Genomic DNA, 19,890 nt, shown 5'->3' with positions numbered 1-19,890 from the left:
ATATACCTTTTGGTTTACCCTAATTTAGGGTGAACCAAAATTTCAAATCAGAAGTCAGTTCCTAGACTTAAGAGAGGAGTAGTTGGCACGTTTGAGGCGGTCGCCCAAGAGATAGCCGCCATGGCTCCAGCCTGTGACACCGTGGCTTTCATAACGTCAGCCGCCGCCTTCGCTTTCGTTCTCACCCCTCTCGCCTTCCTACTGGCAATGCTCACGATGTTCATTGAGGTCAACACCCTCTATCACCTATCGAAGCGTCACGCTAGCGCTGGAGGCTACTACGGTTACGTAGCGACCGCCCTAGGTCCCTTCGCGGCCATAGTGACCGGGTTGATGTACCCTGTCTATCAGATAGTTAGCACCGCGGCGATCCCAGTCTACGTGGCCGGGATAGTCCTGCCTGGAGTGCTCAGCTACTTCTTTGGGATAAACCTACCTGGATGGATATGGATACCTTTCATCCTAACCTTCATCCTGGTGCCCGTCCTCCTGGCCATGATAGGCATAAGGCCTCAGATGAGGTACATCAGGTACGCCGCGATAACTGAGATAGCTTTCCTAGCGGTGACCTCCCTGATCATCATAGCTGAGTCCAAGGACAACACGCTTAACATATTCAACCCGTTCGCTTGGAACTCAGTTTACGGATCTCAGTACTCTCCCATCGGAGGACCGATCGCGGGGTTAGGTCTGGGCATGATATTCGGTTTGACCAGCTTCATAGGTTACGGGGGGTCCGCTCCCCTAGGAGAGGAGGTTAAGAGATCAAGGGACATCACCAAGGCTCTAATGCTAGGCGTCACCGTAGTCGGCGTGGTGCTCACTGAGGTGAGCTACGCGCTGACCGTGGGTTGGGGGGTCAACGACATGGCCAGCTTCGCCAACAACAACATCCCCGGGATAATAGTTTACTCTCGCTTCCTAGGGATAGCGGGAGGTATGCTCCTCGCCCTCTTCGCCTTCAACTCGGCCTTCAGCGACAGCGTAGCCATGCAGTCCAACGCGGGGAGGGTTTACTTCGCTATGGGAAGGGAGGGAATACTACCCAAGTTCTTCTCCTACGTCCACGAGAGGTGGGTCACCCCCAGCAAGTCCCTCCTCTTCATAGGTGTGGTCTCAAGCGCGGTGGCGATACTCTCGGCGTTCATAATAGGTGAGATGTCCGGCGTGTCCGTAAGCGAAATGTTAACCTCGCCCGCAACCTCAAGTCAGGTCTTCACGGCCCTAACCAACGCGTTCGATTTCCTCACGACGATAGCTCTCGTCGGTTTCATACTGGCTCACTTCATGAACAACACCGCGGTCATGGTCCTCTACTACCGCCTCAAGGAGAGGCACACGGGCGTAAACAAGGTCTTACACCCCATACAGCACTACGTTCTCCCCGCCGTGGCGACATTGATATTCGCCTTCGTCCTCTACGAATCGATATGGCCTCCGGTCTTCCCCGTCACTCAGGCGGTGGGAGTGGGAGTGGCAGCCCTAGCCTTCTCGATAGCCTACACCTTCTGGATAAAGAGAAATAAGCCCGATTCATACAGGGTCGCCGGAACCTCAGTGAACATAGTTCAGGAGGAGATGCAGGAGAGATCTAAGTGAGTTAACCCTCCTTAAGGCAATCCTTTTTCCCACAAGTGAACTTAGCTTCAATCGAATTCGCTCTGACCTCACTAAGCGAGATCTTTTTTTCATCTTGAGCCAAAAGGTAGGTCAGCTTTTGGATTAGAGATAAAAAGGGAAACAGCATCATGATCAACAATGAGGATATTAGCTATCGGGAACGTGTTCAACCCCTCGGGTGGGTCGAAACACGTGATAAACGTCTTGAAGGAGTTGGGTAAGATGGGGGATGACGTGACGCTCTACGTTCCCGCAACCTTCGTTAGGCCAGGAGACGAGGTGCTCAAGGACCTCGAGAGGTACGTGAACGTCCATCCCACGGTTTATGACGTGACGGAGAGGAGGAGAGAGGGTAGGATATCTTACTTCCTAAGGTCTCACACGGTCTACCTGAACTGGAACGACCTGGAGGAGGACGCAGAGAGCGTAAGGAAGTTGGAGGACGTGAGGGCGGACGTCGTCTACGACATGCATGAGGACTCCATAACCCTCAGGCTCTCCTACCACGTCGCAAGGAGGATCGGGAAACCTCTGGTTAAGTTGCTTCATGAGGAACCGTTTAGGAACTCCTTCGGTAGAGGGTACAGGAGGATAATGGGGGTCCCCGGCCTCGCCTACGACACCCTGATGTGGGTCTTTTACAAGCTGGACAGGAGGGCCTTCGAGTTGGCCATGAGGGACCACACGCTTAGGGGGATCGCCGCGGTCTCCCAATCCTCTATAACCCTCTCTGGGATAGATAGGATGACCGAGAGGTACGGAGTGAGGTTACACGTTTACAAGGTAGGTAACGCCTTTGACGTCCCGAGCAACTTAAGGAGGGTGAGAGGTAAGGAGAACTACGCCGTCTTCTTCGCTAGGTTGGTCCCACAGAAGGGGACGAGGGAGCTACCTAAAGTGGCGGACCACTTCGACGGCAGGATCCTAGTTTTCGGCAAGCTCTTCAGCGAGAGGGAGAGGAGGGCCCTGTCCCACCCTAAGATAGATTACCTAGGTTACAGGCCCCTACATGAGCTCTACGACGCCGTATCTAGAGCTAAGGTCCTGATTTACCCCTCTCATCAGGACGGGTTCTCCCTGGTCGTCCTGGAGAGCCTGGCACTGGGCACATCGGTCGTAGCGTACGACATCCCAGCCATAAGGTACGTTTACTCCGGGATTAAGCCCGTAAAGACGGTGAGGGAGCACGACGTGTTGGGGATGGCCAGAGCGGCGAACGAGGTTATGAACATGAAAGAGGAGGAGTACGAGAGCGAGCACAACGACGAGAGGGTTAAGGAGTTCCTTAGGGTTCACTCCTCTTGGGGCAACGTCGCGCAGGAGACTCACGATTTCCTCTCCACCTTCGCGAAGGCTTAGATACCACTTTTTCTAACCAACCACGTGTTTGACGCCCGCGTAGGACGTGGAGTGAACGCCTAGACCTTAGTCTCCGTGAAATTCCTGGAGTTGAGGCGCTACATCACCTAAAGTAAAGGAGCGGATCGGGGAGGGCACACGTGAGGAACGCCTCCCGTCAAAAGGTACGTCCTAACCTATCTCTCCGCTCCCTTTGTGGCTTCAATGTAGGATACCTCCCTTCACGGGAGAACCGTTGAGCTCCCCCGCTGAACTGCTCAAAGGGAAACTCCTCAGCTCACCTCCCTCTCTGTCACTTCGAGTTGAACGGAGAGATCTCGAAACTCCCTTGAGTCAAGCGAGGACTTAAGCCCTCCCACTCTCTCAAGTTAACCTCCTATCCCTCAAGGCGTTCACCGCGGCCCGCCTCCGTTAGCCCGACTCTAAGGGCCCTCTCCCTTAACGAGCGAGCTCATCACCTCTTCAATGGAAGGCGTCGCGCGCTAACTCTCGATAAAGGTGTTAGACGCTAAAGAAAGGGTTAAATCATCGTCTCGTCCTCTCAACGGCGGTTCCTAGGGGAGGCCACGTTCAAGGTTTAGACGAAAGTCCCACCTTCACCCCAGCGAAAGCTACAATACCTTCAAAACGTTCAGGAGCGGCCCCTCCTAAGGTGGCACGATGACACTCCCGCCACGCGTGAAGTTCCTCGACTCGTCAAGTGAGCGCGCGTCCTTCCCTCCTAACTAGCCAGCCGATTTCCCAAAACGTCTTCAATTTGTTTAACTCCACTTCCTTAGGGAGGGCGAGAAGGCCGAGGCACGAACGGACTTTCAACTCCATGAAGGATTCTACCTCCCCTCATAGCCTTTCAGTTACCCTTCTTATCTTATCAGGGCCTGTTTACTTGACGATATTTTTTTAACCACTGTAATAGTTTTTCAGTAAAAGTCACTTTGGAATATTCACCATATTCCTCATTTCTTTTTCTCCAATGTACTAATTTATCTTTTAAATAAACATAATTTTTATTATCTCTAATGTAAGAGGCCTCAATTTCCCATAATTTCCCATATCGTGAAAAATATATCCCAACCTTTTCAATTACAGGGAAATCTCTATCATACTCATGTGCAATGTCTGCTAAGATATAATAACCGACCAGTTGTGACCATATGTAATTAGTCAAAAATGGAGACTTAGTGGTTTTGATGTCAATCAGAGTACTGTCGATTATTAGATCGACATCAGCGCCACCAACTAGTTCACTACCTTTAGGGAATGTAGTGTCAGCTAAAACATGACTTGTTTCTTTAACAAGATCTTTTGGAATTATGCTGTAAAGTGCCTTCATATCGGCTATATCTAAAACATCAACTTCTTTTGTGACATCGTAATATTTTCCTGATCTATAAATTTCATCTAATCTGGCATATTTTATAATAGTTTCAATAAATTCATCGGAAAGAACGCCGTCAATTAAGAATTTGTTTTTTAAATTATCATATTTATCGGCTAATTTTTTCATGTAAACTAAATCTTTTTCAGTTATTACATCACCTAGAAGACTTTCCGCCCTAGCTATAGCCTGTCGTCCAATGTTACTCACTTCAACTGTACCGGAGCATCTTCTTTTTATTTCGGCTCTCAGTAAATAATCAAAAGCAGTCCCAATTAATGCGTAATTTGTCGTTAATGGACAAGCAACACAATCTCCAGAAATTTTAATTTTTGGATTTGGAATATGATCTATTACCTCTTTTTGGAACCCTGCTTTTATAATTGATGTTAAGCTCATAGCACTGTAACCTCCATGAACGTTAGCCTTCCCTGGTTCACTAGTTGTTGAACCTCACTAATAGCCAGCATCTTTCCTTTTTAAAGTTGTGTACATAATAGAGCTACGACTACGATGTCGCCTTTTATTATACTTTCAACTCCATGAAGGATTCTACTCTAGGCTACCTCCTAGGTACTGCATTGTACGTAGTGACCTTTCAACTCCATGAAGGATTCTACGTTGAAGGGTTTGGTCTACCACCGATTGAGGCTATGCAACACTTTCAACTCCATGAAGGATTCTACTGATATCCTACCTGAGGGACGAGCTTGCGGACAGGATTACTTTCAACTCCATGAAGGATTCTACAAGTGAGGGTGAAGCATGGATCACTAGTCCAGAGCTTGACTTTCAACTCCATGAAGGATTCTACGTGATTAAGAGGGTAGCTAGAGCTATCTCTATTCCTCTTTCAACTCCATGAAGGATTCTACAAACCATCTCGTAACATTGCTAACTGACGTAAGTAGTGTAACCTTTCAACTCCATGAAGGATTCTACGCGATCTAGAGATGGTAAAGAGGGTTGAGGAGTGTTTTACTTTCAACTCCATGAAGGATTCTACGGCGTAGCTACGCCGTTTTGATACGTTGACATGTCCCTTACTTTCAACTCCATGAAGGATTCTACAATCAAGATCTCAGTATACTTTACCTACCTCTCCTTGTGTTCTTTCAACTCCATGAAGGATTCTACACATAAGGGAAGAGTTCACAAATACTTATCTAAATTATACTTTCAACTCCATGAAGGATTCTACTTTAGCGGGTGAAAGCTTTGAGTTTCAAATTCCTTTTTCTTTCAACTCCATGAAGGATTATACCGGACAAGCTCAAGAGAAACCAAGAACGCAAAGAAGCTTTCAACTCCATGAAGGATTCTACAGTCTGAAGAGGGACAAAGAGGGGAATTATGTGGTGTTCTTTCAACTCCATGAAGGATTCTACATGAAGCTAGTAATAGACACCTCAGTGAACGAGGCCTTTCAACTCCATGAAGGATTCTACAGGATTTACAAGCGGCTAATCAACTTGTGGCTACTGTCTTTCAACTCCATGAAGGATTCTACGTAAGAGCATATTGGGTTTTTCGTATATACATGATAAGATCTTTCAACTCCATGAAGGATTCTACATGTGAGCTAAATGCCGTGCCAACTCATGTTAGCGCACTTTCAACTCCATGAAGGATTCTACAAGAGAGTGTCAGCCATGTAACTCCTCACATGCTTGCTTCCTTTCAACTCCATGAAGGATTCTACAAGGATACGGTGGTAGTGTTACTAGATACATCAGGTTCAACTTTCAACTCCATGAAGGATTCTACGGTACTCAAAAAAATTCCCCTTTTCGTTATATGTTATATTCTTTCAACTCCATGAAGGATTCTACCAGAAGATAAACGACGTAGTGAAGTACTTACTTGATAATCTTTCAACTCCATGAAGGATTCTACTTGAGATACCCCATGTTTTTCACCCCATGGAGTATAAACTTTCAACTCCATGAAGGATTCTACACCTTCTATACAAGATTCTGCCATCAGAAAAGAGTAACTTTCAACTCCATGAAGGATTTTACTCATAACTGTGGAATGGCAATATGGGTATAGTGACAACTTTCAACTCTATGAAGGATTCTACTGCCCCTACAACGTTGCCTTGTGCAAGTTCCTGCCCAGATCTTTCAACTCCATGAAGGATTCTACTCTCTCTTTTCAAACTACCAAGTTGGTCTGATTCAAACTTTCAACTCCATGAAGGATTCTACATAATACTTAAATGGGGGAAGAATCCAGGGTGTTCACTTTCAACTCCATGAAGGATTCTACTAGTGTCTTGAATCTCCCTTTTCTGGGAGAGGATGAGACTTTCAACTCCATGAAGGATTCTACATATAACCATCTACACTTGGAGCTTGAGGTGTGTAGATCCTTTCAACTCCATGAAGGATTCTACTGAGAATATCTCTTGACCCCTCATTTGGTGGAGATCTCTTTCAACTCCATGAAGGATTCTACATGCGTGGAGTGATCGGTAACTTGTTCGCAGTCTTAATCTCATACTTTCAACTCCATGAAGGATTCTACATAATATGTGGTTGATAATTGTTGTGTTATGTCAGTTTGCTTTCAACTCCATGAAGGATTCTACCTTTCAAATAACTAAACAGTATAATGATCAGACATATGACTTTCAACTCCATGAAGGATTCTACCGGAATGAGGTCGTTTGACGCTCACAGGATTATACAATCCTTTCAACTCCATGAAGGATTCTACTAACCGAATGTGTTACCACGTTTGAACTAATGTCTACTTTCAACTCCATGAAGGATTCTACCCTGTTGGTCAGGGCATTGTGTACGGTCTAGGTATAATCTTTCAACTCCATGAAGGATTCTACGCTCCCAGGGCGATAGGTTAATAGTTATGTCCTTCCTCTTTCAACTCCATGAAGGATTCTACTCATCAAAACAATCCTTGACGTGATGCAGAATTACTATCCTTTCAACTCCATGAAGGATTCTACCAATCCTGACCATATCGTTTATGGCTTCAGTTACTATCTCATCTCTTTCAACTCCATGAAGGATTCTACACAGTACTAGAACTTTCAGAAACTCTACATATTTTGACTTTCAACTCCATGAAGGATTCTACGGCTGCCGCCTCTACTAGCGGTAGTTCAAATCCTTCCTCTACTTTCAACTCCATGAAGGATTCTACTTAAATGGTGAAGATAACCGTGTTCGCTACCGTAACACTTTCAACTCCATGAAGGATTCTACATGACGTATTTTTAACGTAGTGTAAAACGTAGTTCATTTTCTTTCAACTCCATGAAGGATTCTACCAAGTAGAAGTTAATCAAAATGAGAGAATATATAGCTTTCAACTCCATGAAGGATTCTACTGGATCGCGGACATTTATGTTAAAAGCGTGTAAAATCTTTCAACTCCATGAAGGATTCTACAAGAGCTTACGAGTGGGTGCAAAGATACGAGGAACAACAGCTTTCAACTCCATGAAGGATTCTACATGACAATCTTAGCGACATAATAACATTTAAAATCAATCTTTCAACTCCATGAAGGATTCTACGATTACTGGTCAAAGCACAACGCAGCTTACAATACCTAATCTTTCAACTCCATGAAGGATTCTACATTAAGAATAGGAAAAAGAGGTATTTAAGCTTTTATATTGACTTTCAACTCCATGAAGGATTCTACCTGACAGTTATTACTACACTATCACCAAATTGTTTATACTTTCAACTCCATGAAGGATTCTACGGGCGAGTGTGGATAAGAGTGATCTCTCTGTTGAGGGGGTCTTTCAACTCCATGAAGGATTCTACCGACCGGGGGCGTACGACGCCCGCGGCCTTTCTCCTAGCTTTCAACTCCATGAAGGATTCTACGTGCTTTTAACTAGAAGTGAGACTGGGACGGTTGTGAGTCTTTCAACTCCATGAAGGATTCTACATTTTATTAGTGAGAAAATGAGCCAAATATCGAAAAAAACTTTCAACTCCATGAAGGATTCTACGAGTGTGAGTTTCAATTTTGGAACTTACACCCACAGATTCTTTCAACTCCATGAAGGATTCTACAAATACTACATCAACACGAACGAAGCGCCTGAGTTCTCACTTTCAACTCCATGAAGGATTCTACCGACTTTCTCCGTCGTTAATGATGGCTTGTCAAAGACTAGTTTCTTTCAACTCCATGAAGGATTCTACACTACTTCTCACTCTAACAGTCTCACCAAAAAATTCTTTCAACTCCATGAAGGATTCTACAGCATACGAACTGAGGGATGAAATGGCAGCGAAAGAGTTCTTTCAACTCCATGAAGGATTCTACACTCAATAACGGTCTGCAGCAAATCATACCAGAAAGTTTCTTTCAACTCCATGAAGGATTCTACCTCGCGCTAGTTCATAAGCGATCCTGTAATGTTTTTGACTCTCTCTTTCAACTCCATGAAGGATTCTACCAAACCGTCCCGGAAACCGTGAGTGTGAGTTTCAATTTCTTTCAACTCCATGAAGGATTCTACGTGTAAGTCCCGAATGAAAAACTCACACTCACGATTTGCTTTCAACTCCATGAAGGATTCTACGGTAACCTGAACGACGTCCTTAACGTGAAAGGAGTCCTCACTTTCAACTCCATGAAGGATTCTACTCGTTAATGTCGAGCTTGTCAACAGTGGCGAAGTCGTTATCTTTCAACTCCATGAAGGATTCTACAAAAATAAGTGAAGGCGAGGAGTTAGCAGGCGTGGTGTCCTTTCAACTCCATGAAGGATTCTACAAATGACTCAGGAAGTGTCTCAAAACCCGCCAGGGGCGGCCTTTCAACTCCATGAAGGATTCTACATTACAGGTAAATAATGTTCAAAAGACTATAATTAATTTCTTTCAACTCCATGAAGGATTCTACGTACAACACGCAGTACACGTTAGGCACGTGGGACGCGTTCTTTCAACTCCATGAAGGATTCTACCTGTCTGCGTAACTCCTTACGAGTAGCATGTTGGAATACACTTTCAACTCCATGAAGGATTCTACCCGCATATTTAATAGGATTCATAGAGCAAATACTAAAACTTTCAACTCCATGAAGGATTCTACTCATCAATCTCATTGAAAGTTATGTACACCAACTTACCCACTTTCAACTCCATGAAGGATTCTACGAAATTATGGTACCACGTTGTATCATACCCCATTTCTACAACTTTCAACTCCATGAAGGATTCTACCCTTTACTACAAACTGTTACTCAACTCAGCTTATGGGAAACTTTCAACTCCATGAAGGATTCTACGTGAAGAGAAAAATGACTTTGTTGAGGGACTAATAAGGAACTTTCAACTCCATGAAGGATTCTACTTTTGTATATCTTTTTCCATAAGATTACTACTAAATCTCTTTCAACTCCATGAAGGATTCTACGCTAAAAGTTTATACTATTGTAATATTAATTGTGATGACTTTCAACTCCATGAAGGATTCTACCGGTAACGCTAAGATAGTAGTGAGTACAACCGCATTAGGTCCTTTCAACTCCATGAAGGATTCTACAATAACTATACAGAATGGAATAATTATATTTATTTGGACTTTCAACTCCATGAAGGATTCTACACCAAATGTATCTAGAGATGGCTATCAGTCTGTTAAACACTTTCAACTCCATGAAGGATTCTACCGTGGAAGCAAGGCGTGGCAACCTTAGGGAGTCAACTTTCAACTCCATGAAGGATTCTACATATCGTTTTCTATCTATTTATTTCTAGTTCTTTATTTTATTAGCTTTCAACTCCATGAAGGATTCTACTCGCTCTCCTTTACTCTGTCCTATCAAAGGAATCAACTCTTTCAACTCCATGAAGGATTCTACCTAAAGCTCTCTGAACTATGTTAACGACTTTTTTTACTATCTTTCAACTCCATGAAGGATTCTACACACTTAACGCAAATCAATCACAGTTACTACCTCAGTTTGACTTTCAACTCCATGAAGGATTCTACGGGGGTAGGGGGGGGGGCTGGGTAGGGGAAAGAAGGGAGACTTTCAACTCCATGAAGGATTCTACGAGAAGAGAGCAAGAGAGAAAGAGAAAAGAGGAAGAACTAACTTTCAACTCCATGAAGGATTCTACTTATATTGTATACAGTGCAACTTATTTTGCCCTTATTTTCTTTCAACTCCATGAAGGATTCTACCTGGTGAGAGTGTGAAGAAACCCAAGATCAAAGGGATAACTTTCAACTCCATGAAGGATTCTACTTGATTGCTTGTACTAGCATTTCCTGAAGCATTCCCACCTTTCAACTCCATGAAGGATTCTACAACGTCTTGCCCTTGTTTTTTAAGGACTATCCGGGGATACTTTCAACTCCATGAAGGATTCTACGGGATATTAAGTTATGACTCTGAGGCTTTTATTGATAAAGACTTTCAACTCCATGAAGGATTCTACTCAGACTTGATCCTCACATACTCCTTAATGTGGTTGCTTTCAACTCCATGAAGGATTCTACACTTCAATTTATATATTTCTCACCTCTACTCTCTCCTTTCTTAATAATAAACTTGACGAGTCTCCCCTCATCTCCCCTCTCGACCTTCTCTCCTAGTATTTTACCTCAGGCTTTTCGGTCGCATGGTCCCACCCTTATTTTGAAAGAGATCTCTAATTTATAAACGTAAAGTTTACGAGATGATTTCGTATCGGTCGCATTGAGACTAGAACCAAGTCAGCGCTAATTTACGCTCGTCTTAACCTATTATTTTTCGATCTCATTGAGTTCGAGTTACTAAGTTAGTAACGTGAGGTGAAATCCTTTTCGACCTTGACGTGGAGGAAACAGCTCACTTTTCACCTCAACGTTTGAGTTATCTATATAAATGAACTTATAAATTCGATCAATCTTCGCGTTGAACGAGCGTTTGAAACTGATAACTTTTTCATCTCGTTTTAAATCCTCCTTAGCGTTTGTCCTGTCGGAGCGATTTTAGACACTTCCACGGTAGTTCAAGAGTTTGGAGATGAATAACTAAAACTTACATAACCTTTTACATTAATTTTGTAAATACAAAGGGTTTGGAAAATAATCAAAGACTTTAAAGCGTTTTCAAAGTTAAGAAATAAGGATACGAACTAGATGATGAGTTAAATAAACGGAGGAATTTGAGAGCACTCTGTCTCATCGTTTCGCCAAGCCTAAGGACCAGTTCTACATTTGAGAGCACACGAAGGTAGTGTACTAGAGAGAATCGTAAATTTCGACAATTTATGAACTATCTAATGGTTGAAGTCAAGCAACACCTAGAACGTAATAACTTGCTAGGATACTTTAAAGATATCAGTGCTGAAAGCGTTAAGGAGTAAGCCCTCACTAAAAGTATGAGCACCACGACGCCATCATTCTAAGCCCTCTCCTCGTGAGTAAGCCCCCACCAAAAGTATGTATGCTTTTTAGACAGTATGGAAGCAGAAGAGGCATTTTTAGTTTCATCTAATCTCCTTGACTTAATAGGCTCGATACCAGTTCCGCCAGGGCACCAGGAAACAACCCACCTAATCCCTTTGACATAATAGGCGCTAAAAACGCAGGGGTGAAGGCAATTTTCGTTAATAGGAAAAGGACAATAATTGATCCTTTAGGCTATGAACTGGATGTTATTGTAAATAATTTTAAAGAATTATATGATTTTCTTAGAAAATATCAGCTCTTGTACTTATTTACTGTTGCTCACAGATTTTAATCATATTACTTGAATTCCAGGCTAATCTGTGAGTAATTTTTATCATTTTCCGACAAAATAATTTTTGACGAACTTTGAGCAGTAAGATTATCAGTAAAACGAGATCCTTTTAGCGTTTCTCTTCATCGTTTAATAAATTTATATATATGGGTTTACAAATAGTACTGTGGAGCATATACTTAGCTTGGACGAAAGGGGAAGAATAACTATACCTAAAGAAATTAGGGAAAAAATCAATTTCAAAAAAGTTAGAATTGTTCTGGAGAATGATAAGTTAATATTAGAGCCGATCAAAGACGATGCGGTAGATAAATATTATGGAATTTTTAAAGCCCAGATAAAGGGCGATATTGACGAGCTAATAGAACAAGGTTCATTTGAAAAGCTTAAGGAGGAAATTAAGGATAAGAAATGAAGAGGTACTTCGATGTTAACGTTTTTGTATACTACCTTATGGGAGATCCCACATATGGTAAGATAGCTTATAATTGGATTAAAGAGACTGAAGAAAGATTAACGTCAATAATTACGCCCTTTGAAGTTTCTATTGTAGTTTCTAAATTGTTGAACACTAATTTAAGAGACGTGATAGGTAAAATTTTTTAAGCGTTTAAGGATCTGGGAATAAGGTTAGTTGAGATTGGGATCATGTCTATTATGTCGCCGTGAAGTATAAATTGGACTTAGAGGACGCAACCCATGTAAGCTGTGGATTAAAGGAGAATGCAGAAGTGATTAGTAACGATGAAGAGCTAAAAAGTAAAGTTAATGCAAAGTTTTAGTTAGTAGCCTTGAAAAGGTATTTAAGAATTTTGCTTTTCGTTGTCCTTCCTCTCTACATTTTTCTAAAATAAAATATGCTTAAGGCGCATCTAAAGGAAAGGATAAACGTTAAGTCTCCCATTACGTCCAGGCCCACAAATGCTAACGCAACGCTCAGTGTAGCCAAGATGATCACTCTAGATGCTATGTATGAAAGCTCGTCAAAACCTAGCTTTCCAATGAAATCTTTTTTGCCAAAAGTTAAAAGCGGATGTTATTAACGAACCCACGTGAAAATCTAGTATGTAAGCCTTAGCCAATATATTTAACAGTCAAATGATCGGAGTCCTCGCCAGTGCAATAGATTTCTCACGGTCACGAGAAGTTAATCCAGAAACTGGAGAGTTTAAGAACTAATATCACAAATTATTGCAATATAAAAAGTAAATCTCACGAAGTGACGTCAAGTTTTTCTCTACCTGGACTTGTTTATTTTCCCAGTGCTATAGGAAATTGGGTAATAGGAAGATAATTGAGTGTTCGAAAAGTCGTGAGAAGATTAGAGACCTAATGAAACCGCATAAGTTCGATACGAAAATAGAGGGACGCAGAGAAATATCATTTTAATTAACATGAACGGTGTATTTAATACGGTAACCATATCATATATAATTTATTTTGACTTGTTGAATTTAAAATTTTTAAAGATAGTGAACGAAAGAGCTTCAATGACCCTTTAGGCTACTTCCCCAATCGTAAAGAGAAGCAGTCCCTTCCCAAACAATTTTAAATATCAAAATTTAACCTCGATGAGCTAACATAATGATATGGTGAAGTTAGTTGCGACCTTAGGCAAGACTCCAGGAGGGGTCGCTGAAACTTACGTAAACTTAACCTCTGGGAACTTCGTATCAAGCTCACCTGGTAAGGTTAACATCTCCGAGGTTGTCGCGGTTATAACTAAGGAGGTGTATCAATCTTTCTACTTCCTTCAAGCGCTTTTCCTCTGCTGTCTCAACGTTAATAAGATAGGCCAGATTGTTCTACCCTTTAACGATGTGACTTCCCCGGATGAATTCATATACGTTAGGGAGAGCGTTAGGAAGGTCCTGAGGGCGAACGATTACTTAGACTTCACGGGAGGTAGGAAGGCCATCAGCGCAGCGGCGGTGCTCGCTGGAAGGGAGGTTGGGGCGAGGCTTGTCTCCACTGTGATAGATCAAGAGGAGTACCTGGAGATGAACAGGAAGTTCCACGAAATGAAAGATAGGGCGAGTAGAGTGTTAAGTAAGGAGGAGTGCTCCCCCGATTTTTGCACCCTGATCTCTGAGAGGTCCAAGACCATCGTTTACTTCGGTTGAGCTCAAGGGAAAGGTAACGTCTCCAGCTGCCCTCGAGGATAACGTTTGCCTCGTGAGAGATCCTAGGTAGCCAGGATGGAGAAAGCGTGTAACTCACGTCACGCGAGAAAGACCAGGGCTCAATGACTGTGAGGCCTCCTTGTACTTCATAAGCCTAATTTAAGGCCTCCTTACGAGGAAAAGGTCACGGGCTAGGTACGGTCGATCACGTTAGAGACGTCCCCTACGTCGTGGAGGACCACTTGTCGCTTTTTTGCCTCATTCAGTTTCTTGAAACACAAAGAAAGAGTTTTCAATCCCGATCGTTCCCTTCATGGCTCTCGCCTTAGCTCTAAAAGCGTGATCGAGGGTCGTGCGTTCACACGTTTGAACGCCTTCAAAGGGTTCCGCTGACTTCGAGATCGTGTGGCGTCTTCGAACCTATCGCTCTTTATCTCAACGCTGCGTTCTCCTTCGGGGGTAAGTAAAAGCCCTCAACTTGAAGCGTTAACGTAATCGCGGCGAGATCGTGTCGAGAACCCTCTCCTAAGATCGAGAGAAGGACTAGTTAAACGAGGTTGATGAACCCCCCGACTCGCTCAGAACGAGTCATGAACTCTAAGCTCAACGCGCTGAGCTCCCTGACGATCTGCGACCCCGTTACCTCCCTGAGGGACGTGACCTGATCTCAAAACTGGACCTCTTAAGGACTGCGATAACCTCCTGATTTGTCTCAAGGTGCTTCTCAGAACTCCCTCTTGAAGAACTTCCCCTCCCTCCTTGGTTTACAATAGGGAAAGTAACCGCAATTCAAGCACTTGTTGGGGGTCTGAATTACCTTCAGGTTACCTCTCTTGGCCTGATTTACACCCCTTATTAATCTCTCTGCCCATTCCCTCTCTCTTTCCGTGTAAGGTATCCTTATCAACCTCTTTATCGGAACGTAGTAGAGGAAACCGTCTTTGACTCTCAGGTTTAACCTATCCATTAGGTAGGCGTAGAAAACAACCTGAGCCTTGTGAGACAAGCTAACGTGACTCGTGTTCTTTATCTCCAACACGGAGAAGTGAAGGGGGAACTTTAGCACGAAATCTGGAACTCCCACCAGGTCCTTGTACCTGAGGTTGGGCTTCCGAATCGCTTCCTTAACTCCCTTCCCGAAGAGGAAGTTAACTAGGCTAACCTTATCTAGCTCTCTACCCTCTATCATGGTTTCCGTAGTCCTCTCCCTGAACCCGAGCTCCTGTAGTCTGATTATCGCTGCACAGAAGAGGTAGTTCTTTACGGAGGTCCCATCTATCACGATAGGAAATAGATCGAGAAACTTTTAACCTTTATTGGATTATCTTCACGAGAGGGAATTAAAGGCGTAACTAGGATAGGCCTTCATCTGAAGTTGATTAAGGAAGTCCTACTCGTTCTCCTCAACTTTCATTACTGAGCGAGGCCTTCATCCCAAGAAGGATGAGAAGTCCATGATCGCCTCCCATCTCCCGCCAAGGAGTGGGTCACTCTAAATCTCCACTACCAGGAGGTGTTTGAGGGACGCTTCGAAGTTAAGGATGAACACCTTAGGTCTCCAACTAGAGGATGTAACGTTTCAAGTTGAATCCTAACAGTTAAGAGTTAATTCAATCGAGCCTTGAGTAACTCTCGACAGGAAATCGAAGAGCTGGACCTCAACGAAACGTTGAGGGTGAGGCGCAGACGTGGAGTCAAGCTCCCCCCGTGCAGTGCTTCAAGAAGGGACAGTCCTGATCGCACCTCTTGGGCAATCCTGGATCAATCCCCTTATCTATCGCCTCTAGGGCCCTGTCCCTCACCTCCAGGAACTCAGATCTGAGTGAGTCGCTTAAGGGTACTACCCTGCAGTTGTTCACCACCTTGTCCCCGTCCACGTTCACGTAACAGAGATATCCGAAGTCTATGGGGATCTCAAACTGACTCTCATACGCTAGGGCGTAACCAATCAGCGCGAGCTCGTGAGCTTTCCTATACTTCCCTGTCTTCATTTCAGCCATCATGGGGATGAGCGGAATGAAGGCGTCCGCCCTTATGGTCTGTTGTAGTCCCACCAGAGAGCCGTCTATTGGAAACTCAACGTAGAAAGGAATCACCATTGAGACAATTGAGTCCTTGGTTAGGAAAGGCTTGCTCTTCACCTTATCTAACTCAGCTGCGTATATGTCAGTGACGTAATTCCAGAGAGCTTTCACCTTGTCAGCCTCCTCAATCCCCTTCGAGAAGGTGTAGAACTCGTCCTCCATCAGAGTCTTCAATCTGTTCCCGCTAGGTTCATCCTCATATATTATCCTCTTTATTGTTTGAATGGAGTATGCGTAGACGTCGTGGATCAGGCTTATCCCCGGTCTGAACTCAGGTTTGAGTCCTTTGCTCTTCAGGTAGATGAACCTTCCGGTCTCACAGAAGCCGTTAGTTAGGTCCGAGACGCTAAGCAGAGTGCTCGAGGAGGGGTAGACAGGGGGTTCGCTCCATTTCCACCCTCTCAGCTCCTCTGAGATCAACCTGGGGAACGACCTCAACCTCTTTGAAAGTAGTAGCACGTCGTTGAGTGTAAAGAACATCTTATTATAATACGTTCGCGTTTTTTATATTTTTTATCTTCTTAACACGAGAGTGGGTTCAGTGCACTTGATCTAGTCGTTTCTTAATCGCCTTTACAGGACCTTAGAGTCCAGGCGGTAACGTAGAGCCAACGTTTGAGTTCACCTGTTCGAGTTCCCTTAGGTTACTCAACACGCCTTGAGGAAGCTCCTTAGTTAGGTCCTCGCGCCCACCCTAATTGATCCCAAAACTGTTGATAACTAAGGCGCGAGAAAGGTGGAGGTTCGCCCCCTTCATTGTAGGCATATCGGGATTCGCTGCGGGAAACGCCATGAAGAGATAGCTATCACGTGTGAAAACGAACTTAGCGAAAGCGGTTGAGCTGAGTGAACTTAGGCTATTAACCACGTTTGCCCTGGTTACCGATTGTATTTGAGCGCTGAGCTAAGTGTACGCTTCTTCCAACTGAAGGCTCTCTTCAATTTACCTTAATCTGACTTAACGTACTCCCCTTTTAACGCTCTTTCAGTCTTTGCACCGGTTCGGGAAATAACATCTAGACCATCAAGGTGCTTTACGTTTCCTTGGTGAAGGTAAAGAACTGAGCGTTGAGGTATCCAACGATGGTGTCGGTTACTTTTCATGGACTACTTCTTTCTAAAACCTCTAAGGACGACGATCTCCTAGACATCACGTGATGGGGCAGCGTTCAACTCTCCAGTACAGGTTAACGCGATTTATCTATTTTCCGAAACTGTAATTAACGCCTCGCTCAACTAATTTCCTCCCACGTCACACCTAGGTAAGTTCTCAAGTTATGAACCATTGGGTTTCACCGAGAGGTCCCGGACTCACGTTACGGTACTATCGTCACCTGAACAGTTAGGTTCCGCGTTTCACTGAGAAGTCCCGGGCTTTATTCATTTCTTTCACGCCCGTCTTTATCTCTTCCCATGTTGCACTGAGAAGTTTGGGCTCCTCGAGTTCACGGCTGTAACGATTTGTGACCCGTTCAAGGACGTCGGGCTCCGAAACTAAGTGGAGTGATGAGCGGGCTCGAAATCCTTCTCTCAGATGCTGATTATCGACAGAAATTTCCCCTATCGCGTCTAGGGAGGTAAGACTGGTTAGGCTCCTCTCAGATTTGAGCTTGTGATAAACACCAAGGAGGGAGGACAACCATCTCGTAACGCGACCATTCTTAGATTTGAGCTTATACGTTAACTTAAATACAACGTCTAACACCTTTGAAGGGAGATCAGTAGGTTCTAAGCGGGAGGAGCTTTCCCAGTTAGTAGGGTAAAGGGATCTTAACGTTGTCCAAGACTTAAAATCAGAGGACTTCGTTGTGTTCGTCACGAAAGTTCACTCTATCAGGCGTGTTCAACTCGAATCATCAGCTCACCTACTTCCTCACTAGACTTTTCACCAGCTTTTCTAGGTTCTGGTACCTCTTTGTCGCGTTTACCTCACGAAACTTCTCACCCGAACTCTCACCCCAAATAGGTGTGTTAACGTCTGGTTTAAATCGCGTTTTAGACAAAACGATTTATTTGCGTTTCTAAAGGATAACTCGAACGCAAGTTTAAATCGCGTTTTAAACATAACTCACCTTCTCAAATGCGTCAAGGGCAGTACACGTCTGGTTTAAATCGCGCTTTAATCCTAACCTAGATCTAAATCACCTAGATCTAGATCCACCCTGTCACCATATCACGTTCTCCTCATCCTTTACGTCCTCTCCTATCACTATCCTCTGTTTGAACTGCACCTCGGTCAAAGGTAGTATCATGACGTTGAAGCGCTCCTTAGCTCCCCTACCTATCAATCTGAGCCCTGACTCCACGTCCCTCAGCTTAGAGCTTGTGAGGTCCCCAAAGAAAACGCTATACTGTACAGGAGTCAGGCCCTTCTTCTTAAGGAAATTATGAACCCTGTTCCTAACCCCGTCCTCAGTTATATCGTAGAATATTACGTAGAACGTTTCCTTCCACCTACTTTGCCAAGAATGGTCTGTACTCCTCCCCATGAAGTAGTGAGTTAGCGAGCCTCCTAGCCTGGGTGTATATCTCCTCCTCCTTAATTTCTATTCCGTACACCGTTTTCTTATCCTGTAAGGCCTTCGGGTTCTCCCTCGCTATCCCGAGCAACTTCCTGTCCACGAACGGAGAGCGAAACTCCTCCATTAAGTCGAAGACTAGGGAGGTCCTCCCTGGCCTAACCTTATGTAGGAAACCCAGGTAAGGGTTCAACCCAGCCGAGATCACAGCTCCCCAAACGGACCTCCTGAGCATCCCGTAACCTATGTTTAAGGAAACGTTGAACAAGTCCTTGGCCTCCCCTCTCTTTCTCCTTGCCTTGAACCCCAACTCCTTAGGTAGGAGGGCCCTTATCCCAGACCAGTAGACCTTAGCGGCCTCAGACTCGGTCTGCATTATTTCCTCCACAGTGCTCTTTAACAGGACCTCCCTCATCAACTTGTCTATTTCGCTTGCGTTGAGCGAGATACCGTACTTCCTTTCGTAATACCTCAGCGTGACCCACTGATTGTGAAGCTTACCGTATATGAACTGCCTCGCGTACCTTTCCTTATCTCTCTTCCAAGCCGCCAGCTGTTTCAACCACACCCTGAGGGAACCTCCATAGGTTGCGGGTATTAGTTTAGCTATAGGTTCGTAGCCCTTAAAGAAAACTAAGTCTATGCCGTACTCGTTGGCCAACCTAATGACCTCAGAGGATATGGAGGATGTAGCTAAAACGACTATGGAGTGAACCTCAACCGGTGAGACGGTCCAGAGCACCCTATCCTTCAGTGAGCAAACTATCATCCCTTCCTTAACTTTCAGGTACGCACCGAAGTCTTTTACGAAGGCGATCTTCTTCATGAGAAATGGTATTACCCAGAGGATTTAAAACGAGATGAAAAAGTTATCAGTTTCAAGCGCTCGTTCAACGCGAAGATTGATCGAATTTATAAGTTCATTTATATAGATAACTCAAACGTTGAGGTGAAAAGTGAGCTGTTTCCTCCACGTCAAGGTCGAAAAGGATTTCACCTCACGTTACTAACTTAGTAACTCGAACTCAATGAGATCGAAAAATAATAGGTTAAGACGAGCGTAAATTAGCGCTGA

General features: G+C 44.1%; 12 protein-coding genes and 1 CRISPR repeat array. Of the genes, 5 read left to right on the top strand and 7 right to left on the bottom strand.

Annotation, left to right across the window (positions count from 1 at the left end; genetic code table 11):
* Positions 1-47: 47 nt before the first annotated feature.
* Positions 48-224, bottom strand: coding sequence for a hypothetical protein (locus tag MCUP_RS10235; protein ID WP_342789578.1), 177 nt, complete (start codon positions 222-224; stop codon positions 48-50).
* Here MCUP_RS10235 and MCUP_RS05315 point away from each other — a divergent pair.
* Both MCUP_RS05315 and MCUP_RS05310 read left to right on the top strand, forming a co-directional pair.
* Positions 142-1,599 (top strand): APC family permease, encoded by a 1,458-nt coding sequence (locus MCUP_RS05315; RefSeq protein WP_373419054.1) that lies wholly within the window; start codon positions 142-144, stop codon positions 1,597-1,599. The two genes, MCUP_RS10235 and MCUP_RS05315, sit on opposite strands and share 83 nt — an antisense overlap.
* Positions 1,600-1,758: 159 nt before the next feature.
* Positions 1,759-2,979: a glycosyltransferase family 4 protein gene (locus MCUP_RS05310; protein WP_013737733.1), complete on the top strand. Its 1,221-nt coding sequence runs from the start codon at positions 1,759-1,761 to the stop codon at positions 2,977-2,979.
* Between the two features lie 871 nt (positions 2,980-3,850).
* On the opposite strand, the gene MCUP_RS05305 is transcribed toward MCUP_RS05310, so the two are convergent.
* A complete protein-coding gene (locus MCUP_RS05305; protein WP_013737732.1) occupies positions 3,851-4,756 on the bottom strand; it encodes a hypothetical protein in 906 nt (301 codons plus the stop codon).
* Positions 4,757-4,888: 132 nt separating this feature from the next.
* Positions 4,889-10,861: direct repeats of the CRISPR family, unit length 25 nt; unit sequence CTTTCAACTCCATGAAGGATTCTAC.
* Positions 10,862-12,255: 1,394 nt separating this feature from the next.
* On the opposite strand from MCUP_RS05305, the gene MCUP_RS05300 reads away from it, so the two are divergent.
* The 3 genes from MCUP_RS05300 (at position 12,256) to crn1 (ending at position 14,212) form a co-directional block, all read left to right on the top strand.
* The gene (locus MCUP_RS05300) at positions 12,256-12,504 is read left to right on the top strand and encodes an AbrB/MazE/SpoVT family DNA-binding domain-containing protein (protein WP_052296638.1); all 249 of its coding nucleotides are present in this window, start codon (positions 12,256-12,258) and stop codon (positions 12,502-12,504) included.
* Entirely contained in the window at positions 12,501-12,695 is a 195-nt protein-coding gene (locus tag MCUP_RS10135) for a PIN domain-containing protein (protein WP_013737715.1), read from the top strand. Before MCUP_RS05300 ends, MCUP_RS10135 begins: the two co-directional genes overlap by 4 nt.
* A 983-nt stretch (positions 12,696-13,678) precedes the next feature.
* Positions 13,679-14,212 (top strand): CRISPR-associated ring nuclease Crn1, encoded by a 534-nt coding sequence (gene crn1, locus MCUP_RS05285; RefSeq protein WP_013737711.1) that lies wholly within the window; start codon positions 13,679-13,681, stop codon positions 14,210-14,212.
* A gap of 578 nt (positions 14,213-14,790) precedes the next feature.
* Here the strand turns inward: crn1 and MCUP_RS10025 are convergent.
* The 5 genes from MCUP_RS10025 to cas1 all read right to left on the bottom strand — a co-directional run bounded on the left by MCUP_RS10025 (position 14,791) and on the right by cas1 (position 19,641).
* A complete protein-coding gene (locus tag MCUP_RS10025; protein ID WP_013737710.1) occupies positions 14,791-14,928 on the bottom strand; it encodes a hypothetical protein in 138 nt (45 codons plus the stop codon).
* Positions 14,929-14,936: 8 nt separating this feature from the next.
* Entirely contained in the window at positions 14,937-15,494 is a 558-nt protein-coding gene (gene cas4, locus MCUP_RS05280; protein ID WP_013737709.1) for a CRISPR-associated protein Cas4, read from the bottom strand.
* A 412-nt stretch (positions 15,495-15,906) separates the two neighbouring features.
* A complete protein-coding gene (gene cas4a, locus MCUP_RS05275; RefSeq protein ID WP_013737708.1) occupies positions 15,907-16,776 on the bottom strand; it encodes a type I-A CRISPR-associated protein Cas4/Csa1 in 870 nt (289 codons plus the stop codon).
* 1,685 nt (positions 16,777-18,461) lie between these two features.
* Positions 18,462-18,785 (bottom strand): CRISPR-associated endonuclease Cas2, encoded by a 324-nt coding sequence (gene cas2 / locus MCUP_RS05265; RefSeq protein WP_013737706.1) that lies wholly within the window; start codon positions 18,783-18,785, stop codon positions 18,462-18,464.
* Positions 18,751-19,641, bottom strand: coding sequence for a CRISPR-associated endonuclease Cas1 (gene cas1, locus MCUP_RS05260; RefSeq protein ID WP_013737705.1), 891 nt, complete (start codon positions 19,639-19,641; stop codon positions 18,751-18,753). Before cas1 ends, cas2 begins: the two co-directional genes overlap by 35 nt.
* Between the last annotated feature and the right edge of the window lie 249 nt (positions 19,642-19,890).

Source organism: Metallosphaera cuprina Ar-4, assembly GCF_000204925.1.
GTDB classification, from domain to species: Archaea; Thermoproteota; Thermoprotei_A; order Sulfolobales; family Sulfolobaceae; genus Metallosphaera; species Metallosphaera cuprina.
The sequence above is the reverse complement of the archived record's forward strand: the minus strand, read 5'-3'. Positions and strand labels throughout refer to the sequence as shown.

Coding starts and splice junctions, on each gene's coding strand:
- MCUP_RS10135 (WP_013737715.1), top strand. CDS start 12,501: ATGAAGAGGTACTTCGATGTTAACGTTTTTGTATACTACCTTATGGGA.
- cas2 (WP_013737706.1), bottom strand. CDS start 18,785: ATGGGGAGGAGTACAGACCATTCTTGGCAAAGTAGGTGGAAGGAAACG.
- crn1 (WP_013737711.1), top strand. CDS start 13,679: ATGGTGAAGTTAGTTGCGACCTTAGGCAAGACTCCAGGAGGGGTCGCT.
- MCUP_RS10235 (WP_342789578.1), bottom strand. CDS start 224: ATGAACATCGTGAGCATTGCCAGTAGGAAGGCGAGAGGGGTGAGAACG.
- MCUP_RS05310 (WP_013737733.1), top strand. CDS start 1,759: ATGAGGATATTAGCTATCGGGAACGTGTTCAACCCCTCGGGTGGGTCG.
- cas4a (WP_013737708.1), bottom strand. CDS start 16,776: ATGTTCTTTACACTCAACGACGTGCTACTACTTTCAAAGAGGTTGAGG.
- MCUP_RS05305 (WP_013737732.1), bottom strand. CDS start 4,756: ATGAGCTTAACATCAATTATAAAAGCAGGGTTCCAAAAAGAGGTAATA.
- cas1 (WP_013737705.1), bottom strand. CDS start 19,641: ATGAAGAAGATCGCCTTCGTAAAAGACTTCGGTGCGTACCTGAAAGTT.